At 50.1% G+C, this 21,485-nt stretch carries 19 protein-coding genes; 13 read left to right on the forward strand and 6 right to left on the reverse strand.

What is annotated here, in order from left to right:
* Positions 1-35: 35 nt before the first annotated feature.
* Entirely contained in the window at positions 36-173 is a 138-nt protein-coding gene (locus HMPREF2661_RS11560) for a hypothetical protein (protein ID WP_162837462.1), read from the reverse strand.
* Positions 174-294: 121 nt separating this feature from the next.
* Positions 295-2,574 (reverse strand): class 1a ribonucleoside-diphosphate reductase subunit alpha, encoded by a 2,280-nt coding sequence (gene nrdA, locus HMPREF2661_RS01205; protein ID WP_049359046.1) that lies wholly within the window; start codon positions 2,572-2,574, stop codon positions 295-297.
* A gap of 391 nt (positions 2,575-2,965) precedes the next feature.
* Here nrdA and HMPREF2661_RS01210 point away from each other — a divergent pair, with 391 nt between their 5' ends.
* On the forward strand, positions 2,966-3,298 hold the full coding sequence (locus tag HMPREF2661_RS01210) for a hypothetical protein (RefSeq protein WP_049322409.1): 333 nt from the start codon (positions 2,966-2,968) through the stop codon (positions 3,296-3,298).
* 51 nt (positions 3,299-3,349) lie between these two features.
* Here HMPREF2661_RS01210 and HMPREF2661_RS01215 read toward each other — a convergent pair whose 3' ends face one another.
* Complete coding sequence (locus tag HMPREF2661_RS01215) at positions 3,350-4,084, reverse strand: epoxyqueuosine reductase QueH (protein WP_070822137.1); 735 nt, start codon at positions 4,082-4,084, stop codon at positions 3,350-3,352.
* A 100-nt stretch (positions 4,085-4,184) separates the two neighbouring features.
* Positions 4,185-5,630, reverse strand: coding sequence for a patatin-like phospholipase family protein (locus HMPREF2661_RS01220; RefSeq protein WP_070822138.1), 1,446 nt, complete (start codon positions 5,628-5,630; stop codon positions 4,185-4,187).
* A 139-nt stretch (positions 5,631-5,769) separates the two neighbouring features.
* On the opposite strand from HMPREF2661_RS01220, the gene recO reads away from it, so the two are divergent.
* The 10 genes from recO (at position 5,770) to HMPREF2661_RS01270 (ending at position 17,753) form a co-directional block, all read left to right on the forward strand.
* The gene (gene recO, locus HMPREF2661_RS01225) at positions 5,770-6,513 is read left to right on the forward strand and encodes a DNA repair protein RecO (protein ID WP_070822139.1); all 744 of its coding nucleotides are present in this window, start codon (positions 5,770-5,772) and stop codon (positions 6,511-6,513) included.
* Between the two features lie 67 nt (positions 6,514-6,580).
* Complete coding sequence (gene pdxJ / locus HMPREF2661_RS01230) at positions 6,581-7,309, forward strand: pyridoxine 5'-phosphate synthase (protein WP_070822140.1); 729 nt, start codon at positions 6,581-6,583, stop codon at positions 7,307-7,309.
* Between the two features lie 88 nt (positions 7,310-7,397).
* Positions 7,398-7,775: a holo-ACP synthase gene (gene acpS / locus HMPREF2661_RS01235; protein WP_003746639.1), complete on the forward strand. Its 378-nt coding sequence runs from the start codon at positions 7,398-7,400 to the stop codon at positions 7,773-7,775.
* 155 nt (positions 7,776-7,930) lie between these two features.
* Complete coding sequence (locus tag HMPREF2661_RS01240; protein WP_193388254.1) at positions 7,931-8,731, forward strand: NUDIX domain-containing protein; 801 nt, start codon at positions 7,931-7,933, stop codon at positions 8,729-8,731.
* A gap of 1 nt (position 8,732) precedes the next feature.
* The gene (locus HMPREF2661_RS01245) at positions 8,733-9,155 is read left to right on the forward strand and encodes a hypothetical protein (protein WP_070822141.1); all 423 of its coding nucleotides are present in this window, start codon (positions 8,733-8,735) and stop codon (positions 9,153-9,155) included.
* Positions 9,156-9,918: 763 nt separating this feature from the next.
* Positions 9,919-10,794, forward strand: a complete 876-nt coding sequence (prpB, locus tag HMPREF2661_RS01250) for a methylisocitrate lyase (protein WP_036490908.1) — start codon at positions 9,919-9,921, stop codon at positions 10,792-10,794.
* A gap of 84 nt (positions 10,795-10,878) precedes the next feature.
* The gene (prpC, locus tag HMPREF2661_RS01255) at positions 10,879-12,033 is read left to right on the forward strand and encodes a bifunctional 2-methylcitrate synthase/citrate synthase (RefSeq protein ID WP_049322354.1); all 1,155 of its coding nucleotides are present in this window, start codon (positions 10,879-10,881) and stop codon (positions 12,031-12,033) included.
* Between the two features lie 401 nt (positions 12,034-12,434).
* Positions 12,435-15,041, forward strand: a complete 2,607-nt coding sequence (gene acnD / locus HMPREF2661_RS01260; RefSeq protein ID WP_070822142.1) for a Fe/S-dependent 2-methylisocitrate dehydratase AcnD — start codon at positions 12,435-12,437, stop codon at positions 15,039-15,041.
* Between the two features lie 117 nt (positions 15,042-15,158).
* The gene (gene prpF / locus HMPREF2661_RS01265; RefSeq protein ID WP_049322352.1) at positions 15,159-16,328 is read left to right on the forward strand and encodes a 2-methylaconitate cis-trans isomerase PrpF; all 1,170 of its coding nucleotides are present in this window, start codon (positions 15,159-15,161) and stop codon (positions 16,326-16,328) included.
* A 213-nt stretch (positions 16,329-16,541) separates the two neighbouring features.
* A complete protein-coding gene (locus tag HMPREF2661_RS01270; RefSeq protein ID WP_070822143.1) occupies positions 16,542-17,753 on the forward strand; it encodes an acetate kinase in 1,212 nt (403 codons plus the stop codon).
* Between the two features lie 58 nt (positions 17,754-17,811).
* On the opposite strand, the gene purM is transcribed toward HMPREF2661_RS01270, so the two are convergent.
* Positions 17,812-18,846, reverse strand: a complete 1,035-nt coding sequence (gene purM / locus HMPREF2661_RS01275; protein WP_070814155.1) for a phosphoribosylformylglycinamidine cyclo-ligase — start codon at positions 18,844-18,846, stop codon at positions 17,812-17,814.
* A gap of 203 nt (positions 18,847-19,049) precedes the next feature.
* Between purM and HMPREF2661_RS01280 the strand changes: the two genes are divergently transcribed.
* A complete protein-coding gene (locus HMPREF2661_RS01280) occupies positions 19,050-20,120 on the forward strand; it encodes an AI-2E family transporter (protein WP_070822144.1) in 1,071 nt (356 codons plus the stop codon).
* A 66-nt stretch (positions 20,121-20,186) separates the two neighbouring features.
* Positions 20,187-20,903, forward strand: coding sequence for an S-methyl-5'-thioinosine phosphorylase (locus HMPREF2661_RS01285; protein ID WP_070822145.1), 717 nt, complete (start codon positions 20,187-20,189; stop codon positions 20,901-20,903).
* A 45-nt stretch (positions 20,904-20,948) separates the two neighbouring features.
* Here the strand turns inward: HMPREF2661_RS01285 and HMPREF2661_RS01290 are convergent, their stop codons facing one another.
* Positions 20,949-21,443: a hypothetical protein gene (locus HMPREF2661_RS01290; RefSeq protein ID WP_070822153.1), complete on the reverse strand. Its 495-nt coding sequence runs from the start codon at positions 21,441-21,443 to the stop codon at positions 20,949-20,951.
* Positions 21,444-21,485 lie beyond the last annotated feature (42 nt).

The following is a 21,485-nucleotide window of genomic DNA, read 5'->3' on the forward strand; positions in this document are numbered from 1 at the left end:
GTTCGCAGGACATATATATCATCTCTTTTTAAAAATTAGTCAACTTTTCTATAGATTGTTACTGGACCAAATGAAAAAAATTGAATTTTATCAATAAATTGCCATGCTAAAATAGTGATGGCTAAAAGAATATAAAGTTTATATTCAGCTAAGAATGACCAAATGGCATCCATATTTTTCCTTTTCTGGAAAATAACAACTTAGCTTCATATAGTAGTAGGTTTTAATTTAAGAAAATCCTTAAAGCCTTCTACTATCTAGAAGCCTTGGATATATTTCAAAAATCAACCTGTTTTAAATCTTACAAGCCCCACCTGCGCAGCCGTCATCCTGAATATCGGTCTGCGTATCGTCCGCACCGTCGCGGGTGTTGTGGTAGTACAGGGTTTTGACACCGTATTTGTAGGCGGTCAGCAGATCTTTCAGCATTTGTTTCATGGAAACTTTGTTGCCTTCGAATTTACCTGGGTCGTAGGCGGTGTTGGCGGAAATCGATTGATCGACAAATTTCTGCATCACGCCGACAAGTTTCAGGTAGCCTTCGTTGCCGGGAAGCTGCCACAGGGTTTCGTAGGCATCTTTCAGGGTTTCAAATTCCGGTACGACTTGTTTCAAAATACCGTCTTTTGATGCTTTAACGCTGACCAGGCCGCGTGGAGGCTCAATGCCGTTGGTAGCATTGGCAATTTGCGAGCTGGTTTCAGACGGCATGAGTGCGGTCAGGGTAGAGTTGCGTAGGCCGTATTTGACGATGTCGGCACGCAGGCTTTCCCAGTCGTAGTGCAAAGGCTCGCTGCACACGGCATCCAAGTCTTTTTTGTAGGTATCGATAGGCAGTTTGCCTTGCGAGTAAACGGTTTGGTTGAACAGCGGGCATGCGCCGTATTCTTTGGCAAGGTTTACCGATGCTTTGAGCAGGTAATACTGCATGGCTTCAAAGGTGCGGTGGGTCAGGCCGAGGGCTGAATCGTCGCTGTAACGTACGCCGTTTTTCGCCAGATAGTAGGCGTAGTTGATGACGCCGATGCCGAGCGTGCGGCGGTTCATGGTCGCGGTACGTGCGGCTGCAACCGGATAGTCTTGATAATCCAACAGAGCATCAAGTGCGCGTACGGTCAAATCGGCGAGTTCTTCCAGTTCGTCCAAGTTGTTCAATGCGCCTAAGTTGAAGGCGGACAAGGTACATAGGGCGATTTCGCCGTTCGGATCGTTGATGTTGTCCAAAGGTTTGGTCGGCAGAGCGATTTCCATGCACAAGTTGGACTGATGAACAGGCGCAACGCGCGGATCAAACGGGCTGTGCGTATTGCAGTGGTCAACGTTTTGGATGTAGATACGACCGGTACCGGCGCGTTCTTGCATCAGGGTGGAAAACAATTCTGTTGCCGGCAAAGTACGTTTGCGGATGTTTGGATCTTGTTCGTATTGAGTGTAGAGGCGCTCGAATTCGTCTTGGTCGGCGAAGAAGGCATTATACAAACCCGGAACTTCATTCGGCGAGAACAGGGTAATGTTACCGCCTTTAATCAAACGGGTGTACAGCAGGCGGTTGATTTGCACGCCGTAGTCCAGTTGGCGGATACGGTTGTCTTCTACGCCGCGGTTGTTTTTCAATACCAACAGGCTTTCGGCTTCAATGTGCCACAATGGGTAGAACAAGGTTGCCGCGCCGCCGCGTACGCCACCTTGCGAGCAGGATTTAACGGCCGCCTGGAACATTTTGAAGAATGGGATACAGCCGGTGTGTTGCGCTTCACCGCCACGGATTTCGCTGCCCAAGCCGCGGATACGGCCGGCATTGATGCCGATGCCTGCACGCTGGGAAACGTATTTCACAATCGCGCTGGTGGTGGCGTTGATGGAGTCGAGGCTGTCGTCGCATTCAATCAATACGCAGCTTGAGAATTGACGGGTAGGCGTACGCACGCCGCTCATGATAGGTGTAGGCAGCGATACTTTGAATGTGGAAACGGCATCGTAAAAGCGTTTGACGTAATCCAAACGGGTCTCTTTCGGATATTTGCTAAAGAGACACATGGCCACCAAAATGTATAAAAACTGCGGCGTTTCATAAATTTGGCGGGTAACACGGTTTTGAACCAGATATTTGCCTTCCAGCTGTTTTACCGCAGCATAAGAGAAGGTCATATCGCGACTGTGGTCGATATAGGCATTCAGCTCGTCGAATTCTTCGCGGCTGTAATCTGCGATGATGTGGCGGTCGTATTTGCCTGCTTCGGTCAGTTTTTTAACGTGATCGTAGAGGTGAGGCGGCTCGAATTCGCCATAAGCGATTTTGCGCAGATGGAAAATGGCGAGGCGGGCGGCCAGATACTGATAATCGGGCGTATCTTGTGAGATCAGGTCGGCCGCGGCCTTGATGATGGTCTCATGGATGTCGTCGGTACGGATACCGTTGTAAAACTGAATATGTGATTTGAGCTCGACTTGCGATACGGAGACGTTTTGTAAGCCTTCTGCCGCCCAAGTAACAACGCGGTGGATTTTGTCTAAATTGATATCTTCCAAGCGTCCGTCGCGTTTGGTTACTTTAATATTCGTTGCTGCATTCATTGTTCAGTCTTCCCATTAAAAAACACAAGATACGGTATGTGATTGCTTTGAACGGCACAATATAATGTATTTTTCTTTGTTTAACTAGACTTGACAATGCGCTTTTTTCGGGGTGTGGATTAGGGGATGGGAGGCTTAAACTAGATTTTATGTGGCTTTGTGGCGATTTGGTATTATTTTGCGTTTGCATCACATTTGGCCAGACATTGGCTAGAGGCTTATGAAATAAAGAAATTTATATTCAGGTTTCGTCTAAATGGAAGAAGTGTTAAATTTTGCAAAGCAAGTAGTATGATGTAGTAATTAACCACATTTTTGTCATGTAAAAAATGGGCGTTTTGCCGGTGCCCTGGCGAAACATATAATGGAAAAACTATTTAGGAGGCGAATCATGTTAATGTTGAAAAATTTAGGTTCCGCACTGGCGGCGGTTGCCGTATTGAGCTTAGGTGCTTATTCTACCGAAGCGGCGGCCAAACCGCATGGCCATCATGTGAGCAAACACCAGCATGCGAAGAAAAACAAATTGCATCCTGCTTGCAAGAGATACCTTGAGCGCCGTGCCGCTTGGTATCGCTACAAAGGCAACAAGGCCGAGTTGAGGGAAAACCGAAAAGCGGCAAAAGCGTTCCGCGGTTTACCTTATGCCGAGCAAAAAATTCAATGCCAAGCTGCTTATCAGGCATTTGATGATTTTGATCACGGTAAATTCCGCAGCCGTTAATCGTCTGATTTGAACAAAGGCCGTCTGAATGTTTCAGACGGCCTTTGATATTTATTTCTCAACAATGATTTTGTTTTCGGCTTGAGGCTCGTATTGGGTGGATTCATCACCGTAATACAACACGCCAAGCTTGATGGGGATGCGGCCTTGCGATTTGCGGTGGGCATTGGAGTCGCGCAGGGAGTAGGCGCAACCGCAGTATTCTTGTTGGTAGAAATGCTCGCGCTTGCTGATTTCAATCATGCGTGCGCTGCCACCGCCTTTGCGCCAGTTGAAATCCCAATAAACCAAGTCATCGTACGGCTCGGCAGCGCGATGGCCGCAGCCGTTGATCTGTTTCATGTCTTTCCAGCGTGAAATGCCCAGTGAGCTGGTGAAAACATGGAAGCCGTTTTCATGGGCGTATTGGGCCGCTTTTTCAAAACGCATATCGAAACACATGGTGCAGCGGATACCGCGTTCGGGTTCAAATTCCATGCCTTTGGCTTTGGCGAACCATTCTTTGCGGTCGTTTTCGTAGTCGTCGTCTTTATCGACAAAAGGGATGCCGAATTTGTCCGCAAAGCGCATGTTTTCTTCTTTGCGCAGCATATATTCTTTGTGCGGATGGATATTGGGGTTGTAAAAATAAATGGTGTAGTCGATGCCGCTGGCAAGCAGGGCTTCCATTACTTCGCCGCTGCACGGGGCGCAGCAGGAATGCAGCAGGACTTTTTTATGGCCGCCGGGCGGAACAAGGATAGGGCGGTCAATATCGGTAACGATAGGCTTGTTTTTTTCGGTCATGGTTGTATTCTGTTTTTGATATTTTGTTTCAGACGGCCTTTATCTCTGAGGCCGTCTGAAGGGGTTGAAATCTATTTGTCTATTTTAACAGAGCAATACTTTATGGAACAGATTGTTTCTGTGTTTCTTTTTCGTTTAACGGTTTGAAATCTTTAGCGTCCGGCGGCGGTTCGGCAAAGATGGCATCGGGATTGTGGTGTGCTGCAAATTCTGTCAGCAGGTTGCGGTAGTCCAGCGATTGCTTCATCAGTTCGGCTGCGGCGGTACGCAGATTGTCCACGTCTTCCGGCGGCAGATAAAAACTGGTCGGAATGTTCAATACTTTTTCCCTCAACTCGGAAGGAGGGAGGTCTTTGAGGTTGAGGCTGACGAAGGAGAAGCTGATGCCGTCGGTTTGTTTGTCTTTATTCCACTGATCGACGAAGGCGCGGAAACGGCGCAGGGATTCTTGCGAGTTTTGGTCGATGGGGATATTGATGATGGAGGAGACGACATCGCGGAAACCGGGAACGGCCGCGGTTTTGTCCAAATTGCTGCTGACTTGGTTTTGCGCATTGACGTTGATGACGACGATATGGCGGATGTTGTTTTGCAGGATTTTGTTTGTCAGGATTTTTTCCGGATACATTTCCGTCATATCCAAAAGGCTGCGCATGCCCAGATTGTCGGTCAGGCCGCCGTCTATCAGGTGGATGTAGGGTCGGTTTTTCCCGTCTGCGTATTTTTGGAAGCGCTCGTAAAATTCTTTTATGGTGCGGCTTTGTTGTCTGCCTGTTTCACTGTCGTCTACATCTTCGATTTTAATCGGCGGCGTGTAGTTGCAGCGACCGCCGTTGTTGTTTAGGGTAATCGGTGCAAAGACTATGGGGACGGAACTGGATGCGGCGACGGCGCGGGCGATGCGGAGGTTGCCCAAGTCGATACACATCTCCTGCGTGAAGTTGAAGCGTTCGCCTATGCCCATATCGGTGGCGGAAATGATGGCAAACGGGCCTTTGCCGTGTTTTTCCAAATCGCGGAAAGTGGCTTTGCCGAAAAGATAGTTTTCAAACTGCTCCTGCAACAAATCTCCGCGCCCGTACTCGGGGGAGGCGAGGCGGGGCAGATTGGACATGGAAAATGCCTGTTTGATGACTTGGCGTTGGAAGTTTTGGTGCAGGAAACGTTTGTAAAACAATGGGATGGTTTCTTCGCCTTTTAATGCGAAATAGGCGGCTAAAACCGATCCGCCGGATACGCCGACAACAACATCGACGTTGGCCAGCAAGGATTTTCTTTTGCCGCCGATGGTTACCTGCTGCTGGTTGAGCTGTTCCAAAACACCGTAACCCAACGCCGCCGCACGCGTTCCGCCGCCTGAAAACATGACGACAATTAAGGTATCGTCATCGTCTTCACGCTGGAGTTTGCTGGTTTCAAAGCGGTAGCCTTGCTTCAAATCGACTGCATCAATACCGGCAATGGGTTGGTATTTCACCAAGGAGCAGGCGGATAACAGGGCTAGAGAAAGTATGGAAAGCGTGGATTTGAGCTGGAATTTCGGCATAAAGTCAACAAAATCGGAAAATTATTGAAAACGGATTATAAAGGTTTTCAGGCGTTGTTTACAGAAGCAGACCTTTCAGACGGCCTTTTGTGTCAATTTTCCGTTATAATCGACACAATCTTTATCTTTCCAAATCCTTATGGCGCAACCGAACCGCATCAACCACGAACCCGTCTTTCTGCTTGCTTCCGCCCCTTGGCGCGAGAGCAGCTTGTGGGTGGAGGCCTTCAGCCGCCGTTATGGACGTGTGGCTTTGTTGGCCAGAAGCGCACGCAAACGGCAGAGCGAGTTGCGCGGCGTGTTGGTGCCGTTTGTGCCGGTGAGCGCGTCTTGGTATGGTTCGCAAGAGTTGAAGACCCTGCATCGCGCCGAATGGATAGGCGGTTGGCCGCAGCCGCAGGGCAGGGCTTTGTTCAGCGGATTGTATGTGAACGAGTTGATGCTGAAGTTGACCGTCCGCGAAGACCCGTTGCCCGAGCTTTACGATGTTTTGGCGGAAACCATGAAAACCATTTGTTGCGAGGCCAACCACATTGCCGCATTGCGCCGTTTTGAATGGATGCTGCTGACACGCTTGGGCTTTGCCCCCGATTTATTCCATGATGGCAACGGTAATGAAATCAACGGCGAAGAAACGTATTGGCTCACGCCGGAGGAGGCTGTGGTAACCTTGGCAGAGGCCGACCGCTTTCACGCGCTCAATAAAGGCGTTGCCGTATCGGGCGCGACGTTAATCGATTTGAGGGAAGGCAGCTTTGTTCATCAGGAAAGTCTGAGGCAGGCTTTGAAAGTAACACGGCTTTTGATTGACAACCTTCTGCCCGAGGGCATCAAGTCTCGGCAGGTTTTGCAGCAGTTGCAGCAGTTTGGTTTGGGCAGTTGAATTTTTCAGACGGCCTTTGATATGAGCAGGCTCAGGCCGTCTGAAACTTTAAAGAAAGGACATTATTATGTTGTTAGGCGTAAACATCGACCATATTGCCACCGTCCGCAATGCGCGCGGTACGATTTATCCCAGCCCTGTCGAAGCGGCGCTGATTGCGGAAACCCACGGCGCAGATTTGATTACCATGCACTTGCGTGAAGACCGCCGCCATATTAAAGATGCGGACGTGTTTGCCGTTAAAAACGCCATCCGCACGCGCCTGAATTTGGAAATGGCGCTGACCGAAGAAATGCTGGAAAACGCGCTCAACGTCATGCCGGAAGATGTGTGCATCGTGCCTGAAAAACGCCAAGAAGTAACCACCGAGGGCGGTTTGGACGTATTGGCGCAACAGGATAAAGTGGCCGAGTTCACCAAAATCCTGACCGACGCTGGCATCCGCGTGTCCTTGTTTATCGATGCCGACAACGCGCAAATCCAAGCCGCCCATGATGTCGGCGCACCCGTTATCGAGTTGCACACAGGTGCGTATGCCGATGCACACGGCCATGCCGAGCAGATGAAACAATTCGAGCGCATTCAAAACGGTGCGCATTACGCCAGCGATTTGGGCTTGATCGTCAACGCCGGACACGGCCTGACCATTCACAACGTAACGCCGATTGCCCAAATTCTCGCCATCCGCGAGCTGAACATCGGCCACTCTCTGATTTCCCAAGCACTCTTCCTCGGCCTGCCTGAAGCGGTCCGCCAAATGAAGGAAGTCATGTTCAGGGCAAGAATGCTGCCTTAAGGGCATCAGCCATACCGGCTAAAGCGGTTTGCTTTGGCCGGTAGCCGCATTTTCAGACGGCCTGACTATTTAAACAAGGAGCAGACCCATGATTTACGGAATAGGCACGGATATTGTTTCCCTCAAACGCATTATCCGCCTGAACAAAAAATTCGGACTGGCATTTGCGCAACGCATTCTTAGTCCGGAAGAGCTGTTGGAGTTTCCGCAGGCAGGCAAACCGGTCAACTATCTTGCCAAACGCTTTGCCGCCAAGGAGGCTTTTGCCAAAGCCGTCGGGACGGGCATACGCGGCGTGGTGTCCTTCCGCAATATCGGTGTCGGGCATGACGCATTGGGCAAGCCTGAATTGTTTTTTGCACCGGCTTTGAGCAAATGGCTGGAAGAGCAGGGCATCCGCGGCTGTCATCTGAGCATGAGCGATGAAGAAGATACCGTCATGGCTTTTGTCATTGCGGAAAAATAAGGCCGGATTTAAGTATTCTGGAATAGAACATCCTTTTCAGACGGCCTGAAGGATTGGATATTTGTTAAAAGTCGGGCGCATAGGCCCGACATCGTTTTTTTTACGCATAAATCGGCAGGTGTCGCCGCCTGCCGCATATTAAGAATAATCTCATGATGACTGAAGACACACGTCCCTTGGTGCAAGTGGTTGCCGGAATTTTGCTCGACCAAAACGGCCGCTACCTGCTCAGTTCCCGCCCGGAGGGCAAGCCGTATGCCGGCTATTGGGAATTTGCCGGCGGCAAGGTGGAAGCCGGCGAAAGCGATTTTCAAGCTTTGCAACGCGAATTTGAAGAAGAACTCGGCATCCGTATCCTTGCCGCTACGCCGTGGCTGACCAAAGTCCATTCCTACGAACACGCACATGTACGCCTGCATTTTTTATGGGTGGAAGCCGACCAATGGGCGGGCGAAATCCAATCGAGGGAAGGGCAGAAATGGGCATGGCAAAAAGCAGGGGATTTTACCGTTGCGCCGATGCTGCCAGCCAATAGCGCATTGTTACGCTCCCTATCCATTCCGCGCCGGCTTCAAGGCCGTCTGAAAAGCGGCTTCAGCGGTCAAAACAGCATGGGCGAATATCATGTTGCGCCATATGGATTGGCTCATCAAACCGCATCTGCCGTATTGCTGGAATTTGCCGATTGGCAACAAGGCAAGCCGCAAGAAGCGTCCAGTGTGTGGCCAATCATTGAAAATGCCGAACAATGGCGGCAGGTGCAAAATGCGGATGCCGTTGTTTGGAAAGTGGCTGACGAAGCGGCCGCCGGGCAAGTTGCGGATATTTTGGCGCAAGGCGTGGCGATGCCGCTGATTGTGGCAGCTCCGGAAAGTCTGGTTTCCATTTATCGCGAACAGTGGCAGAGTATGGGTGCGCATGCCGTTTTGACCGATAATGACATTGAGGCCGTCTGAAATGAGTAAAAATCAAAAGCTTTTGATTGCCGCTGTTTTACTGATTGTGTTTGCGGCAGCCAAACTGCTGCTCTTAGATTGGTGGCAGCAACAGCAATCAAAAACGAAAGTAGTCGAATGTAATTTAATACAAGGCTGCGTCCTGCCTGACGGTTCAAAAGTGCGTGCGACATCCATCAATACGCACGAGCCGTTTGATATCGTGATAGAGAATGTTCCGCAAAATACAGGGGCGGTCAGTATCAGTTTCAGTATGAAAAACATGGACATGGGCTTCAACCGCTATAATCTGGCGCAACGATCTCCGCAAAGCTGGCAGGCTTTGCAAATCCGCTTGCCGTTTTGCGTCGAAGGCCGCCATGATTACACTGCCGATATTACCGTCGGCAAACAGACTTTTCAGACGGCATTTAGCGCGAAGTAGCCATCCGATAGAGGCCGTCTGAACGGCCATAGGCTAAAAAAATCTAATTTTTTTGATAACGTATTTAAAAATTCCTTATAAATGAATCAATTATAAATTATTTTTTGATGGATTGTTTACAATCATTCTGACTATAAACCCAAAATACAAAACGGACAGAAGCCAGGCTACATCAGGGTTTGATGTGGCAGGGACTGTCCGTTTTTTATGTTTGTTGCAAAAAAATCGTTTATTAATAACTGAATTTTTTATAATTTTTTTGAAAAAAGTGTTTGACAAGACCGGTTTTATTTTTTAAATTTGTTTCCATAAATAAAAACTACATCGCACTACAAAGGAACATCATCATGAATCTGTATCAAACCACTCTCTCTTGTTATAGATTTTCTCCCCTCTCCGCCGATCCCGTCGTCGTCTGCTTATTGCCAGTCGCGGCGGTCTGAAGGCTCTCAACCCGAATCCAGTTTCCGCATTCCCACAAACACTTCGGGTTTTAAAACTTCTTTCCCCTGTTGCATTCATATACTGATTAATAATATTTAAAAAACAAATACCTCCGCTTCAGCCTTATTGTATTCAATATTTTTAATAACTATTTGTTTTTATTGATTTTAAATTTTTAGATGGTTGATAATGGAAATTTTACAGGCCGTCTGAAAACAGTTTTTGAAACGATTGTTTCTTTTTAAACGGTTCGTTTCTGGTTTGGAGAAAACCGAACCGGCCGATTGATACTGATAAAAGTCTATAAAGGAGAAATATGATGAGCCAACACTCTGCCGGAGCGCGTTTCCGTCAAGCCGTGAAAGAATCGAATCCTCTTGCCGTCGTCGGTTGCGTCAATGCTTATTTTGCGCGATTGGCCACCCAAAGCGGTTTCAAGGCGATTTATCTGTCTGGCGGCGGCGTAGCAGCCTGTTCTTGCGGCATTCCTGATTTGGGTATTACTACAATGGAAGATGTGCTGATTGATGCGCGGCGGATTACGGACAATGTGGATACGCCTTTGCTGGTGGACATCGATGTGGGTTGGGGCGGAGCGTTCAATATCGCTCGTACGATTCGCAACTTTGAACGCGCCGGTGTTGCAGCAGTTCATATCGAAGATCAGGTAGCGCAAAAACGCTGCGGCCACCGTCCGAACAAAGCCATTGTTTCTAAAGATGAAATGGTCGACCGTATCAAAGCTGCCGTCGATGCCCGCGTTGATGAGAACTTCGTGATTATGGCGCGTACCGATGCGCTGGCGGTGGAAGGTTTGGATGCCGCCATCGAACGCGCCCAAGCTTGCGTGGAAGCCGGTGCGGACATGATTTTCCCTGAGGCCATGACCGATTTGAACATGTACCGCCAATTTGCGGACGCGGTGAAAGTCCCTGTGTTGGCGAACATTACCGAATTTGGTGCAACGCCGCTTTATACCCAAAGCGAGCTGGCTGAAAACGGCGTATCGCTGGTGTTGTATCCGCTGTCATCGTTCCGCGCCGCGAGCAAAGCTGCTTTGAATGTTTATGAAGCGATTATGCGCGATGGCACTCAGGCGGCGGTGGTTGACAGTATGCAAACCCGTGCCGAGCTGTACGAGCATCTGAACTATCATGCCTTCGAGCAAAAACTGGATAAATTGTTTCAAAAATAAGTAACCGCTTTCAGACGGCCTTTCAATAAATCCGCATCGGCCGTCTGAAAAATAAAACCCATAAAAATACAAAGGAGAAATACCATGACTGAAACTACTCAAACCCCGACTTTCAAACCGAAAAAATCCGTTGCGCTTTCCGGCGTTGCGGCGGGCAATACCGAATTGTGTACCGTCGGCCGTACCGGCAACGATTTGAGCTATCGCGGTTACGACATCTTGGACTTGGCACAAAAATGCGAGTTTGAAGAAGTCGCCCACCTGCTGATTCACGGCCATCTGCCCAACAAATTCGAGTTGGCCGCTTATAAAACCAAGCTCAAATCCATGCGCGGCCTGCCTATCCGTGTGATTAAAGTGTTGGAAAGCCTGCCTGCACATACCCATCCGATGGATGTGATGCGTACCGGCGTATCCATGCTGGGCTGCGTTCATCCCGAACGCGAAAGCCATCCGGAAAGTGAAGCGCGCGACATCGCTGATAAACTGATCGCCAGCCTCGGCAGCATCTTGTTGTATTGGTATCAATATTCGCACAACGGCAGACGCATTGAAGTCGAAAGCGACGAAGACACCATCGGCGGCCATTTCCTGCACCTGTTGCACGGCAAACGTCCAAGCGAATCACACATTAAAGCCATGCACGTTTCACTGATTCTGTATGCGGAGCATGAGTTCAACGCCTCCACCTTTACCGCCCGCGTGATTGCCGGTACAGGCTCTGATATGTACTCCAGCATTACCGGTGCAATCGGCGCGTTGAAAGGTCCGAAACACGGCGGCGCGAACGAGGTTGCCTACGACATCCAAAAACGCTACCGCAATGCCGATGAAGCCGAAGCCGACATCCGCGAACGCATCGGCCGCAAGGAAATCGTGATCGGTTTTGGTCATCCGGTGTACACCATTTCCGACCCTCGCAACGTTGTCATTAAAGAAGTGGCACGCGGTTTGAGCAAAGAAACCGGCGATATGCGCCTCTTTGACATTGCCGAACGTTTGGAAAGCGTGATGTGGGAAGAGAAAAAAATGTTCCCGAATCTGGACTGGTTCTCCGCCGTTTCCTACCAAAAATTGGGCGTACCGACCGCTATGTTCACACCGCTGTTCGTGATTTCCCGTACAACCGGTTGGAGCGCACACGTTCTCGAGCAACGCAAAGACGGCAAAATCATCCGTCCGAGCGCAAACTACACAGGCCCTGAAGATTTGGCATTCGTGGAGATTGAAAACCGCTGATACGCGTAACAGCAGGGTGGGCCGCCAGCCCGCCCCATCTCGAAATGCCGTTTGAAAACAATGAATAAATTAAGTTTTCGTTTTTCGACGGCCTAGTGCAGTATGCGAGAGAGAGAGCCGGCCGTTTGGAAAACATGCTGCTCTGCTGTCGTCATTCCCATACAGGCAGAAATTCAAAAGTTGAAATGTTCTGCTGTAAAGAGTGCTGAAAGATTTAAGTTTGGATTTCCGTCTATACGGGAATGATGGTAGCAGAGCGGCAATTTTTTTTCATACCGCGAATAGATTTCAAATCACAAGCAATAAAACCGAATTTATGGTTTCAGACGGCCTGAAGGTCCGAATCAACAGGCCGTCTGAAACCCCAAAACCAAAAAAAGAATAGATTTAGGAGAACCGACATGACTGCCAACCAACGCTACCGTAAAGCTTTGCCCGGTACGGATTTGGAATATTACGACGCGCGTCAGGCGTGTGAAGACATCAAACCAGGCTCTTACGACAAGCTGCCTTATACAAGCCGCATCTTAGCTGAGAACTTGGTCAACCGCGCAGACAAAGTCGACCTGCCTACGCTGCAAAGCTGGCTGGGCCAGCTGATTGAGGGAAAACAGGAAATCGACTTCCCTTGGTATCCGGCGCGCGTGGTGTGTCACGATATTCTGGGTCAGACAGCGTTGGTGGATTTGGCAGGTCTGCGCGATGCAATTGCCGAAAAAGGCGGCGATCCTGCCAAAGTGAATCCGGTGGTGCAAACCCAGCTTATCGTCGACCACTCTCTGGCCGTTGAATGCGGAGGCTACGACCCCGATGCCTTCCGCAAAAACCGCGAAATCGAAGACCGGCGCAACGAAGACCGTTTCCACTTTATCAACTGGACAAAAACCGCCTTTGAAAATGTGGACGTGATTCCAGCAGGCAACGGCATTATGCACCAAATCAACTTGGAAAAAATGTCTCCGGTTATTCAAGTCAAAAACGGCGTGGCATTCCCCGACACCTGCGTCGGTACTGACTCACATACGCCGCACGTCGATTCATTGGGCGTTATTTCCGTAGGCGTGGGTGGTTTGGAAGCCGAAACCGTGATGTTGGGTCGCGCGTCCATGATGCGCCTACCCGATATCGTCGGCGTTGAGCTGACCGGCAAACGCCAGCCGGGCATTACTGCCACCGACATCGTGTTGGCACTGACCGAATTCTTGCGTAAAGAGCGCGTGGTTGGTGCATTTGTCGAGTTTTTCGGTGAAGGTGCAAGAAGCCTGTCGATCGGCGACCGCGCAACCATTTCCAACATGACCCCTGAGTTCGGCGCGACTGCCGCAATGTTCGCCATCGACGAGCAAACCATTGATTATTTGAAACTGACCGGACGCGACGACGCACAGGTGAAATTGGTGGAAACCTATGCCAAAACCGCAGGTTTGTGGGCAGATGCCTTGAAAACCGCCGTTTATCCGCGCGTGTTGAAGTTTGATTTGAGCAGCGTAACGCGCAATATGGCAGGCCCGAGCAACCCGCATGCCCGTTTTGCGACCACCGATTTGGCCAGCAAAGGCTTGGCTAAACCTTACGAAGAGCCTTCAGACGGCCAAATGCCTGACGGCGCAGTGATTATTGCCGCGATTACTTCCTGTACCAATACTTCCAATCCGCGCAACGTTGTCGCCGCCGCGCTCTTGGCACGCAATGCCAACCGCCTCGGCTTGAAACGCAAACCTTGGGTGAAATCTTCGTTCGCCCCCGGCTCGAAAGTGGCTGAAATCTATTTGAAAGAAGCAGGCTTGTTGCCTGAAATGGAAAAACTCGGCTTCGGTATCGTCGCCTTCGCTTGCACCACCTGCAACGGCATGAGCGGCGCGCTGGATCCGAAAATCCAAAAAGAAATCATCGACCGTGATTTGTACGCCACCGCCGTACTGTCGGGCAACCGCAACTTCGACGGCCGTATCCATCCGTATGCGAAACAAGCTTTCCTCGCTTCGCCCCCGTTGGTCGTTGCCTACGCGCTGGCAGGCAGCATCCGTTTCGATATTGAAAACGACGTACTCGGCGTTTCAGACGGCCGCGAAATCCGCCTGAAAGACATTTGGCCGACCGACGAAGAAATCGATGCCGTCGTTGCCGAATATGTGAAACCGCAGCAGTTCCGCGACGTGTATGTACCGATGTTCGACACCGGCAAAGCGCAAAAGGCCCCGAGTCCGCTGTACGACTGGCGTCCGATGTCCACCTACATCCGCCGCCCACCTTACTGGGAAGGCGCATTGGCAGGGGAACGCACATTAAGAGGTATGCGTCCGCTGGCGATTTTGCCCGACAACATCACCACCGACCACATTTCGCCGTCCAATGCGATTTTGGCCAGCAGTGCCGCAGGCGAATATTTGGCAAAAATGGGTTTGCCCGAAGAAGACTTCAATTCCTACGCCACCCACCGCGGCGACCACCTCACCGCCCAACGCGCCACCTTCGCCAATCCCAAATTGTTTAACGAAATGGTGAAAAACGAAGACGGCAGCGTGCGCCAAGGCTCGCTCGCCCGCGTCGAACCCGAAGGCGAAACCATGCGCATGTGGGAAGCCATCGAAACCTATATGAACCGCAAACAGCCGCTCATCATCATTGCCGGCGCGGACTACGGACAAGGCTCCAGCCGCGACTGGGCGGCGAAGGGCGTGCGGCTGGCGGGCGTGGAAGCCATCGCCGCCGAAGGCTTCGAGCGCATCCACCGCACCAACCTCATCGGCATGGGTGTCTTGCCGCTGCAATTCAAATCCGGCACCAACCGCCACACCCTGCAACTGGACGGCACGGAAACCTACGACGTGGTCGGCGAACGCAAACCGCGAGGCGACCTGACCTTAGTCATTCACCGCAAAAACGGCGAAACCGTCGAAGTCCCCGTGACCTGCCGCCTCGATACCGCAGAGGAAGTGCTGGTGTACGAAGCCGGCGGCGTGCTGCAACGGTTTGCACAGGATTTTTTGGAAGGGAATGCAGCGTAAGGTAAATCGGGCATCGTCAAAATGCCCGGGCTATGCTCAAAAAGGTTTTCAGACGGCCTCGAATGTTTGAGAGGCCGTTTGAAAAAACCATACTAGAAATACAAAGGAGAACTCGAAATGCCGCAAATTAAAATTCCAGCCGTTTACTACCGCGGCGGTACATCTAAAGGCATTTTCTTCAAACGCACTGATCTGCCGGCCGCGGCGCAGGAAGCAGGCGAGGCTCGCGACAAAATCCTCTTGCGCGTACTCGGCAGTCCCGACCCTTACGGCAAACAGATTGACGGTTTGGGCAATGCCAGTTCGTCCACCAGCAAAGCCGTAATTTTGGACAAATCCGAACGTTCCGATCACGATGTCGATTATTTGTTCGGACAAGTTTCCATCGACAAACCTTTTGTCGATTGGAGCGGCAACTGCGGCAATCTGACCGCCGCCGTGGGCGCATTTGCCATCGAACAAGGTTTGGTCGATAAATCCAAAATCCCTTCAGACGGCCTGTGTACCGTCAAAATCTGGCAGAAAAACATCGGCAAAACCATTATTGCCCATGTGCCGATGCAAAACGGCGAAGTCTTGGAAACGGGCGATTTTGAGCTTGACGGCGTAACGTTCCCGGCAGCCGAAGTACAAATCGAATTTTTAGATCCAGCCGACGGCGAAGGCAGTATGTTCCCAACCGGCAATTTGGTTGATGAAATTGATGTGCCGAATATAGGCCGTCTGAAAGCCACGCTTATCAATGCCGGTATTCCAAGCATTTTCCTCAACGCTGCAGATTTGGGCTATACAGGCAAAGAGTTGCAAGACGACATCAACAACGATACTGCGGCTTTGGAAAAATTTGAAACCATCCGCGCGTATGGCGCGCTGAAAATGGGCTTGATCAGCGATGTATCCGAAGCCGCCACCCGCGCCCATACTCCGAAAGTCGCTTTTGTCGCCCCTGCGGCCGATTACACCGCTTCAAGCGGCAAAACCGTCAAAGCGGCAGACATCGACTTGTTGGTACGCGCGCTGAGCATGGGTAAATTGCACCACGCCATGATGGGTACCGCTTCAGTCGCCATCGCTACCGCCGCCGCTGTGCCCGGAACGCTGGTCAACCTTGCAGCCGGAGGCGGAGCGCGTAAAGAAGTCCGTTTCGGCCATCCGTCAGGCACACTGCGTGTCGGTGCAGCCGCCGAATGTCAGGATGGACAATGGACGGCCACCAAAGCAGTCATGAGCCGTAGCGCACGCGTGATTATGGAAGGACAAGTCCGAGTGCCGGAAGATTGCTTTTAAGTTTTCAGACGGCCACGCCATTAAACAAGGCCGTCTGAAAACCAAATAAGCAAATTTTAGTCAGGTAGCGATACCTGCAATGGAGATTAGGGTTGGGCATGAAGCCTGACTAAACACCAAACCAAAGGCAATCTGGAAAGCTCTCAAATGTTTTTGCTCTTTTCAGACGGCCTGAAGCCAAAAAAACAATCAAAAATTCAAAGGAGAAACACCATGTCCAACCAACTCATTCTTGTTCTGAACTGCGGCAGCTCTTCACTCAAAGGTGCCGTTATCGACCGTAAAAACGGCAAAGTTCTCTTAAGCTGTCTCGGCGAACGTTTGGGTACGCCCGAAGCAGTTATTACGTTCAGCAAAGACGGCAAAAAATGCCAAACAGCTTTGATCGGCCGTAACGACCATGCCGGTGCCGTAGGTATGCTGTTGAAAGAGCTTGAAAAACACGGCTTGCACGACCGCATTAAAGCCATCGGCCACCGCATCGCACACGGTGGCGAGAAATATAATGAATCTGTTTTGATCGACCAAGCGGTAATGGATGAACTCAATGCCTGCATTCCGCTCGCTCCGCTGCACAACCCTGCCAATATCAACGGTATTTTGGCCGCGCAAGAGCACTTCCCGGGCCTGCCCAATGTCGGCGTGATGGATACTTCGTTCCACCAAACCATGCCGGAGCGTGCCTACACTTACGCCGTGCCGCGTGAATTGCGCAAAAAATACGCTTTCCGCCGCTACGGTTTCCACGGCACCAGTATGCGTTACGTTGCCCCTGAAGCCGCACGCATCTTGGGCAAACCGCTGGAAGACATCCGCATGATTATTGCCCACTTAGGCAACGGCGCATCCATTACCGCCATTAAAAACGGCAAATCCGTTGACACCAGTATGGGCTTCACGCCGATTGAAGGCTTGGTGATGGGTACCCGTTGCGGCGACATCGATCCGGGCGTATACAGCTATCTGACTTCCCATGCCGGTTTGGATGTTGCCCAAGTTGATGAAATGTTGAACAAAAAATCAGGATTGCTCGGTATTTCCGAACTTTCCAACGACTGCCGTTCTTTGGAAATCGCGGCGGACGAAGGCCATGAAGGCGCTCGTTTGGCTTTGGAAGTAATGACTTACCGCCTTGCCAAATATATTGCTTCGATGGCTGTGGCTTGTGGCGGCGTTGACGCACTCGTATTCACCGGCGGTATCGGCGAAAACTCACGTAACATCCGTGCCAAAACCGTTTCTTATCTTGATTTCTTGGGTCTGCACATCGACACCAAAGCCAATATGGAAAAACGCTACGGCAATTCAGGCATTATCAGCCCGACAGGTTCTTCTCCGGCTGTTTTGGTTGTGCCAACCAATGAAGAGCTGATGATTGCCCACGATACGGCACAGTTGGCAGGATTTTTGGAAGAAGTAGGCTAGGGTAGTGTAAATAAAAAAGTGCGGATTCATCATCCGCACTTTTTCATTGCATCTCAAATCAAGCCACTTGGGTTTGATGCTCGTCGCCGTTGCGTTCACGAATAACGCCCAAACGATAAACGGTTTCGCCTTGTTCGCTCAAGAATGCCTGTACCGCATCGGCATCTTCTTTGGCAATGATAACGACCATGCCGATACCGCAGTTGAACGTACGGTACATTTCTTGGGTTTCCACATTGCCCGCTTTTTGCAGCCATTGGAACAATTTAGGCAATTCCCACGCTTTGGCATCGATTTGCGCAACGGTATTTTCAGGCAAAATGCGAGGTACGTTTTCGGTAATGCCGCCGCCGGTAATGTGGGCCATGCCTTTAATGGTAAATTTTTCCAAAGCGGCAAGAATAGGTTTCACATACAGGCGGGTAGGAGCGATGATGGCTTCGCGCAAGGTTTTGCCGTTGTCGAATTCCGCGTCCAAATCAGGATTGTCGCGCTCGATGATTTTGCGTACCAAGGAGTAGCCGTTGGAGTGTGCGCCGTTGGAAGCCAAGCCCAAAACAACATCTCCGGCCTGAATGCTGCGGCCGTTAATCACGCGTTCTTTTTCAACCACGCCGACGGCAAAACCGGCCAAGTCGTATTCGCCTTCGGGATACATGCCCGGCATTTCGGCAGTTTCACCGCCAATCAAAGCGCAACCGGATTCTTCGCAACCTTGAGCAATACCTTTAATCACATCAGTCGCGCGGGCAACATCCAGCTTGCCGCAAGCGAAATAGTCCAAGAAGAACAAAGGTTCTGCACCTTGAACCAAAATGTCGTTGACGCTCATGGCAACCAAATCGATGCCGACGGTATCGTGTTTGTCCCAGTCGAATGCCAGTTTCAGCTTGGTGCCGACGCCGTCCGTACCGGAAACCAATACCGGATTTTTGTATTTTTTGCCGATTTCGACCAAAGCGCCGAAACCGCCCAAATCACCCAACACTTCAGGGCGCATAGTACGCTTGGCAAAAGGTTTGATGTTTTCGACCAGTTGATCGCCTGCGTCGATATCCACGCCTGCGTCACGATAGCTCAAAGAAGTGCTCATTGGATTTCCTTATTCGGGTATGGGTAGATTGTCGGAGCGTATTTTATCTTAAATTGGAGGATTCAGGCTGAATTTTTTGGCATTATTGTCAACAATTTTTATTTTATCTTAATAGCCGTCGCGCTTTCAGACGGCCTTTGTGAATCTGTTATACTGCTTATTTATTTCGAAAACCTTAAACATCAATTGGGAAATACCTTTTTATGTATCAAAAGAAAGCGCGCAGTGTAAAACCGTGGATTATTATGGCTTGCGTCATCGCAGCCTTTATTTGGCTTTTATATGCCTTGGGCGATGTTTTGACGTCGTTTATCGTAGCCGCCGTTTTGGCCTATGTTTTGAATCCCTTGGTCGAGTGGCTGCAACTGAAGCGTATCCGTCGCGCGCCGGCCTCTATGATTATTATGGCACTGGCTTTGCTGATATTGCTGTCGTTGGTGCTGATTATCGTGCCTATGTTGTTGAACCAGTTTAACAATCTGGCCGAACGCCTGCCACAAATCGTAGGCTTTGTTCAAAACAAATTGCTGCCGTGGCTCAACAGCGTCAGCGGGGATTATATTCAAATCGATCAAGAATCAATCATCGCATGGTTGCAGTCGCATACGGATGAGTTGAGCAATACGCTCAAAGAATGGATTCCTACCTTGATGCGTCAAAGCGGCAACGTGATCAGCGGCGTCAGCAATTTGGTGTTGTTACCTTTGCTGCTGTATTACTTCTTGTTGGATTGGAAACGCTGGTCTTCCGGAATCAGCAAATTGGTTCCGCGCCGTTTTATCGAAACTTACACGCGTATCAGCGGCAATATGGATGAAGTTTTGGGCGAGTTTCTGCGCGGCCAGCTGATGGTGATGATGATTATGGGCTTGGTCTATGGCTTGGGCTTGATGCTGGTCGGTTTGGATTCCGGCTTTGCCATCGGTATGATTGCCGGTATTTTGGTATTTATTCCGTATTTGGGTGCATTTACCGGCCTTTTGCTGGCAACAGTTGCCGCGCTTTTGCAATATGGCTCATGGCAGGGTTTGTTGATGGTCTGGGCTGTATTCGGTGTCGGACAATTCTTGGAAAGCTTTTTCATTACGCCTAAAATCGTCGGCGACCGCATCGGTTTGTCTCCGTTCTGGGTGATTTTCTCGTTGATGGCTTTCGGACAACTGATGGGTTTTGTCGGTATGCTTGCCGGCCTGCCGCTTGCCGCCGTGACGCTGGTTATATTGCGTGAAGGTGCATCTGCCTATTTCGGCAGCCATTTCTACAAACATAAATAAATCGATGATATTAAGGCCGTCTGAAATCCAAGTTTCAGACGGCCATTGATAATAAAGGAAGTCTATATGTTAGCCATTATCGGCGGCAGCGGCTTGACCAAACTGCCGGAGCTTGAAATTACCGAACGAAAAATCGTCCGTACCCCTTACGGTTTAACCAGCAGTCCTATTTTATTCGGCAGGTTGGGGCGTTTGGACATTGTTTTCCTTGCCCGACACGGCTTCAGCCATACCATCGCGCCGCATGAAATCAACTACCGCGCCAATATCTGGGCGTTGCACTCTTTAGGCGTTGAAAACATTATTGCCATTTCTTCAGTCGTCGGCATCAATCCTGATTTTGAAAACGGCAGCCTGGTGCTGCCGGACAATTTGATCGACTATACCTATGGCCGCAAAGATACCTTTTTTGAAGGCCAAGAATGCCCGGTCGTCCATACCGATTTTTTCAACCCTTATAGCAATGAGTTGCGGCAAGAATTATTGAACATCACAAAAGCACACAATGTGCCGATTTACGACGCCGCCGTTTATGGCTGCCTGCAAGGCCCGCGCCGCCCGACCCATGCCGAAATTGCCCGTTATCGCCGCGATGGCGTAGATGTACTCGGGATGACCGGTATGCCAGAAGCCGTTTTGGCCAGGGAGTTGAAAATGGCCTATGCCCACTTTTGCAGCGTCAGCAGCATTGATTGTTTTGATAATGGGAAAGGGAATGAAGGCTGTAACGAACAGGTTTCTATGACAATGACCAAAATCCGACAATTATTGAATGGTTTGTAACTGATAATGCCGTCTGAAATGATGTTTTCAGACGGCATTGTTTATTTAAGAAGCTGTTTCGCGCGCCCAGTAGGGCAGGGAGGCTTTTTGTTTGCGGAACGAGGCAAGTTGCATGCCCCGACATTTTTCAAAAATCAATTCAACCCCGCTTTGCAAGTGTAAAATTAAATTGGTATGCGTTTCCGTTTTAATAAAATCGATATTGCGTTGCACCAAACGTTGAATGACGGCATACACATCAAGGCAGCCATTTGCGAAAAACCACGGATTCAACTTTACCCAACGGCCGCCGCTTAATGCAGCATCAGGTTGAAAATCAGCACGAATCTGAGTCAGCCGATTGTCGGAGAAATGCAGCTCGATGTCGCCATAAAGCCAAATATTCCAGCCTTTTTGTACCAACAAGCCTTTAGGGACGCAATCAGGTGCAGGAAACATCTGCAAAATAGACTCTGCCGATTGTCCGATTTCCAGATAGTCAAACCGGCCGGTATACAAAAAATCATAAATATCAACGGCAATAGGAAAATGGTAACGCATGGCAACAACCATAGAAAAGCAATTAACCAAGCTATCTTAAAC

Source organism: Neisseria sp. HMSC061B04 (genome assembly GCF_001836705.1).
Classification (GTDB): domain Bacteria; phylum Pseudomonadota; class Gammaproteobacteria; order Burkholderiales; family Neisseriaceae; genus Neisseria.

Bases quoted from the DNA above. Each gene is read 5' to 3' on its own strand.
- HMPREF2661_RS01280 (WP_070822144.1), top strand. From the start codon at position 19,050: ATGTATCAAAAGAAAGCGCGCAGTGTAAAACCGTGGATTATTATGGCT.
- HMPREF2661_RS01245 (WP_070822141.1), top strand. From the start codon at position 8,733: ATGAGTAAAAATCAAAAGCTTTTGATTGCCGCTGTTTTACTGATTGTG.
- recO (WP_070822139.1), top strand. From the start codon at position 5,770: ATGGCGCAACCGAACCGCATCAACCACGAACCCGTCTTTCTGCTTGCT.
- HMPREF2661_RS11560 (WP_162837462.1), bottom strand. From the start codon at position 173: ATGGATGCCATTTGGTCATTCTTAGCTGAATATAAACTTTATATTCTT.
- HMPREF2661_RS01290 (WP_070822153.1), bottom strand. From the start codon at position 21,443: ATGCGTTACCATTTTCCTATTGCCGTTGATATTTATGATTTTTTGTAT.
- prpB (WP_036490908.1), top strand. From the start codon at position 9,919: ATGAGCCAACACTCTGCCGGAGCGCGTTTCCGTCAAGCCGTGAAAGAA.
- HMPREF2661_RS01220 (WP_070822138.1), bottom strand. From the start codon at position 5,630: ATGCCGAAATTCCAGCTCAAATCCACGCTTTCCATACTTTCTCTAGCC.
- HMPREF2661_RS01285 (WP_070822145.1), top strand. From the start codon at position 20,187: ATGTTAGCCATTATCGGCGGCAGCGGCTTGACCAAACTGCCGGAGCTT.
- pdxJ (WP_070822140.1), top strand. From the start codon at position 6,581: ATGTTGTTAGGCGTAAACATCGACCATATTGCCACCGTCCGCAATGCG.
- HMPREF2661_RS01240 (WP_193388254.1), top strand. From the start codon at position 7,931: ATGACTGAAGACACACGTCCCTTGGTGCAAGTGGTTGCCGGAATTTTG.
- HMPREF2661_RS01215 (WP_070822137.1), bottom strand. From the start codon at position 4,084: ATGACCGAAAAAAACAAGCCTATCGTTACCGATATTGACCGCCCTATC.
- acnD (WP_070822142.1), top strand. From the start codon at position 12,435: ATGACTGCCAACCAACGCTACCGTAAAGCTTTGCCCGGTACGGATTTG.
- prpC (WP_049322354.1), top strand. From the start codon at position 10,879: ATGACTGAAACTACTCAAACCCCGACTTTCAAACCGAAAAAATCCGTT.
- nrdA (WP_049359046.1), bottom strand. From the start codon at position 2,574: ATGAATGCAGCAACGAATATTAAAGTAACCAAACGCGACGGACGCTTG.
- HMPREF2661_RS01210 (WP_049322409.1), top strand. From the start codon at position 2,966: ATGTTAATGTTGAAAAATTTAGGTTCCGCACTGGCGGCGGTTGCCGTA.
- acpS (WP_003746639.1), top strand. From the start codon at position 7,398: ATGATTTACGGAATAGGCACGGATATTGTTTCCCTCAAACGCATTATC.
- HMPREF2661_RS01270 (WP_070822143.1), top strand. From the start codon at position 16,542: ATGTCCAACCAACTCATTCTTGTTCTGAACTGCGGCAGCTCTTCACTC.
- prpF (WP_049322352.1), top strand. From the start codon at position 15,159: ATGCCGCAAATTAAAATTCCAGCCGTTTACTACCGCGGCGGTACATCT.
- purM (WP_070814155.1), bottom strand. From the start codon at position 18,846: ATGAGCACTTCTTTGAGCTATCGTGACGCAGGCGTGGATATCGACGCA.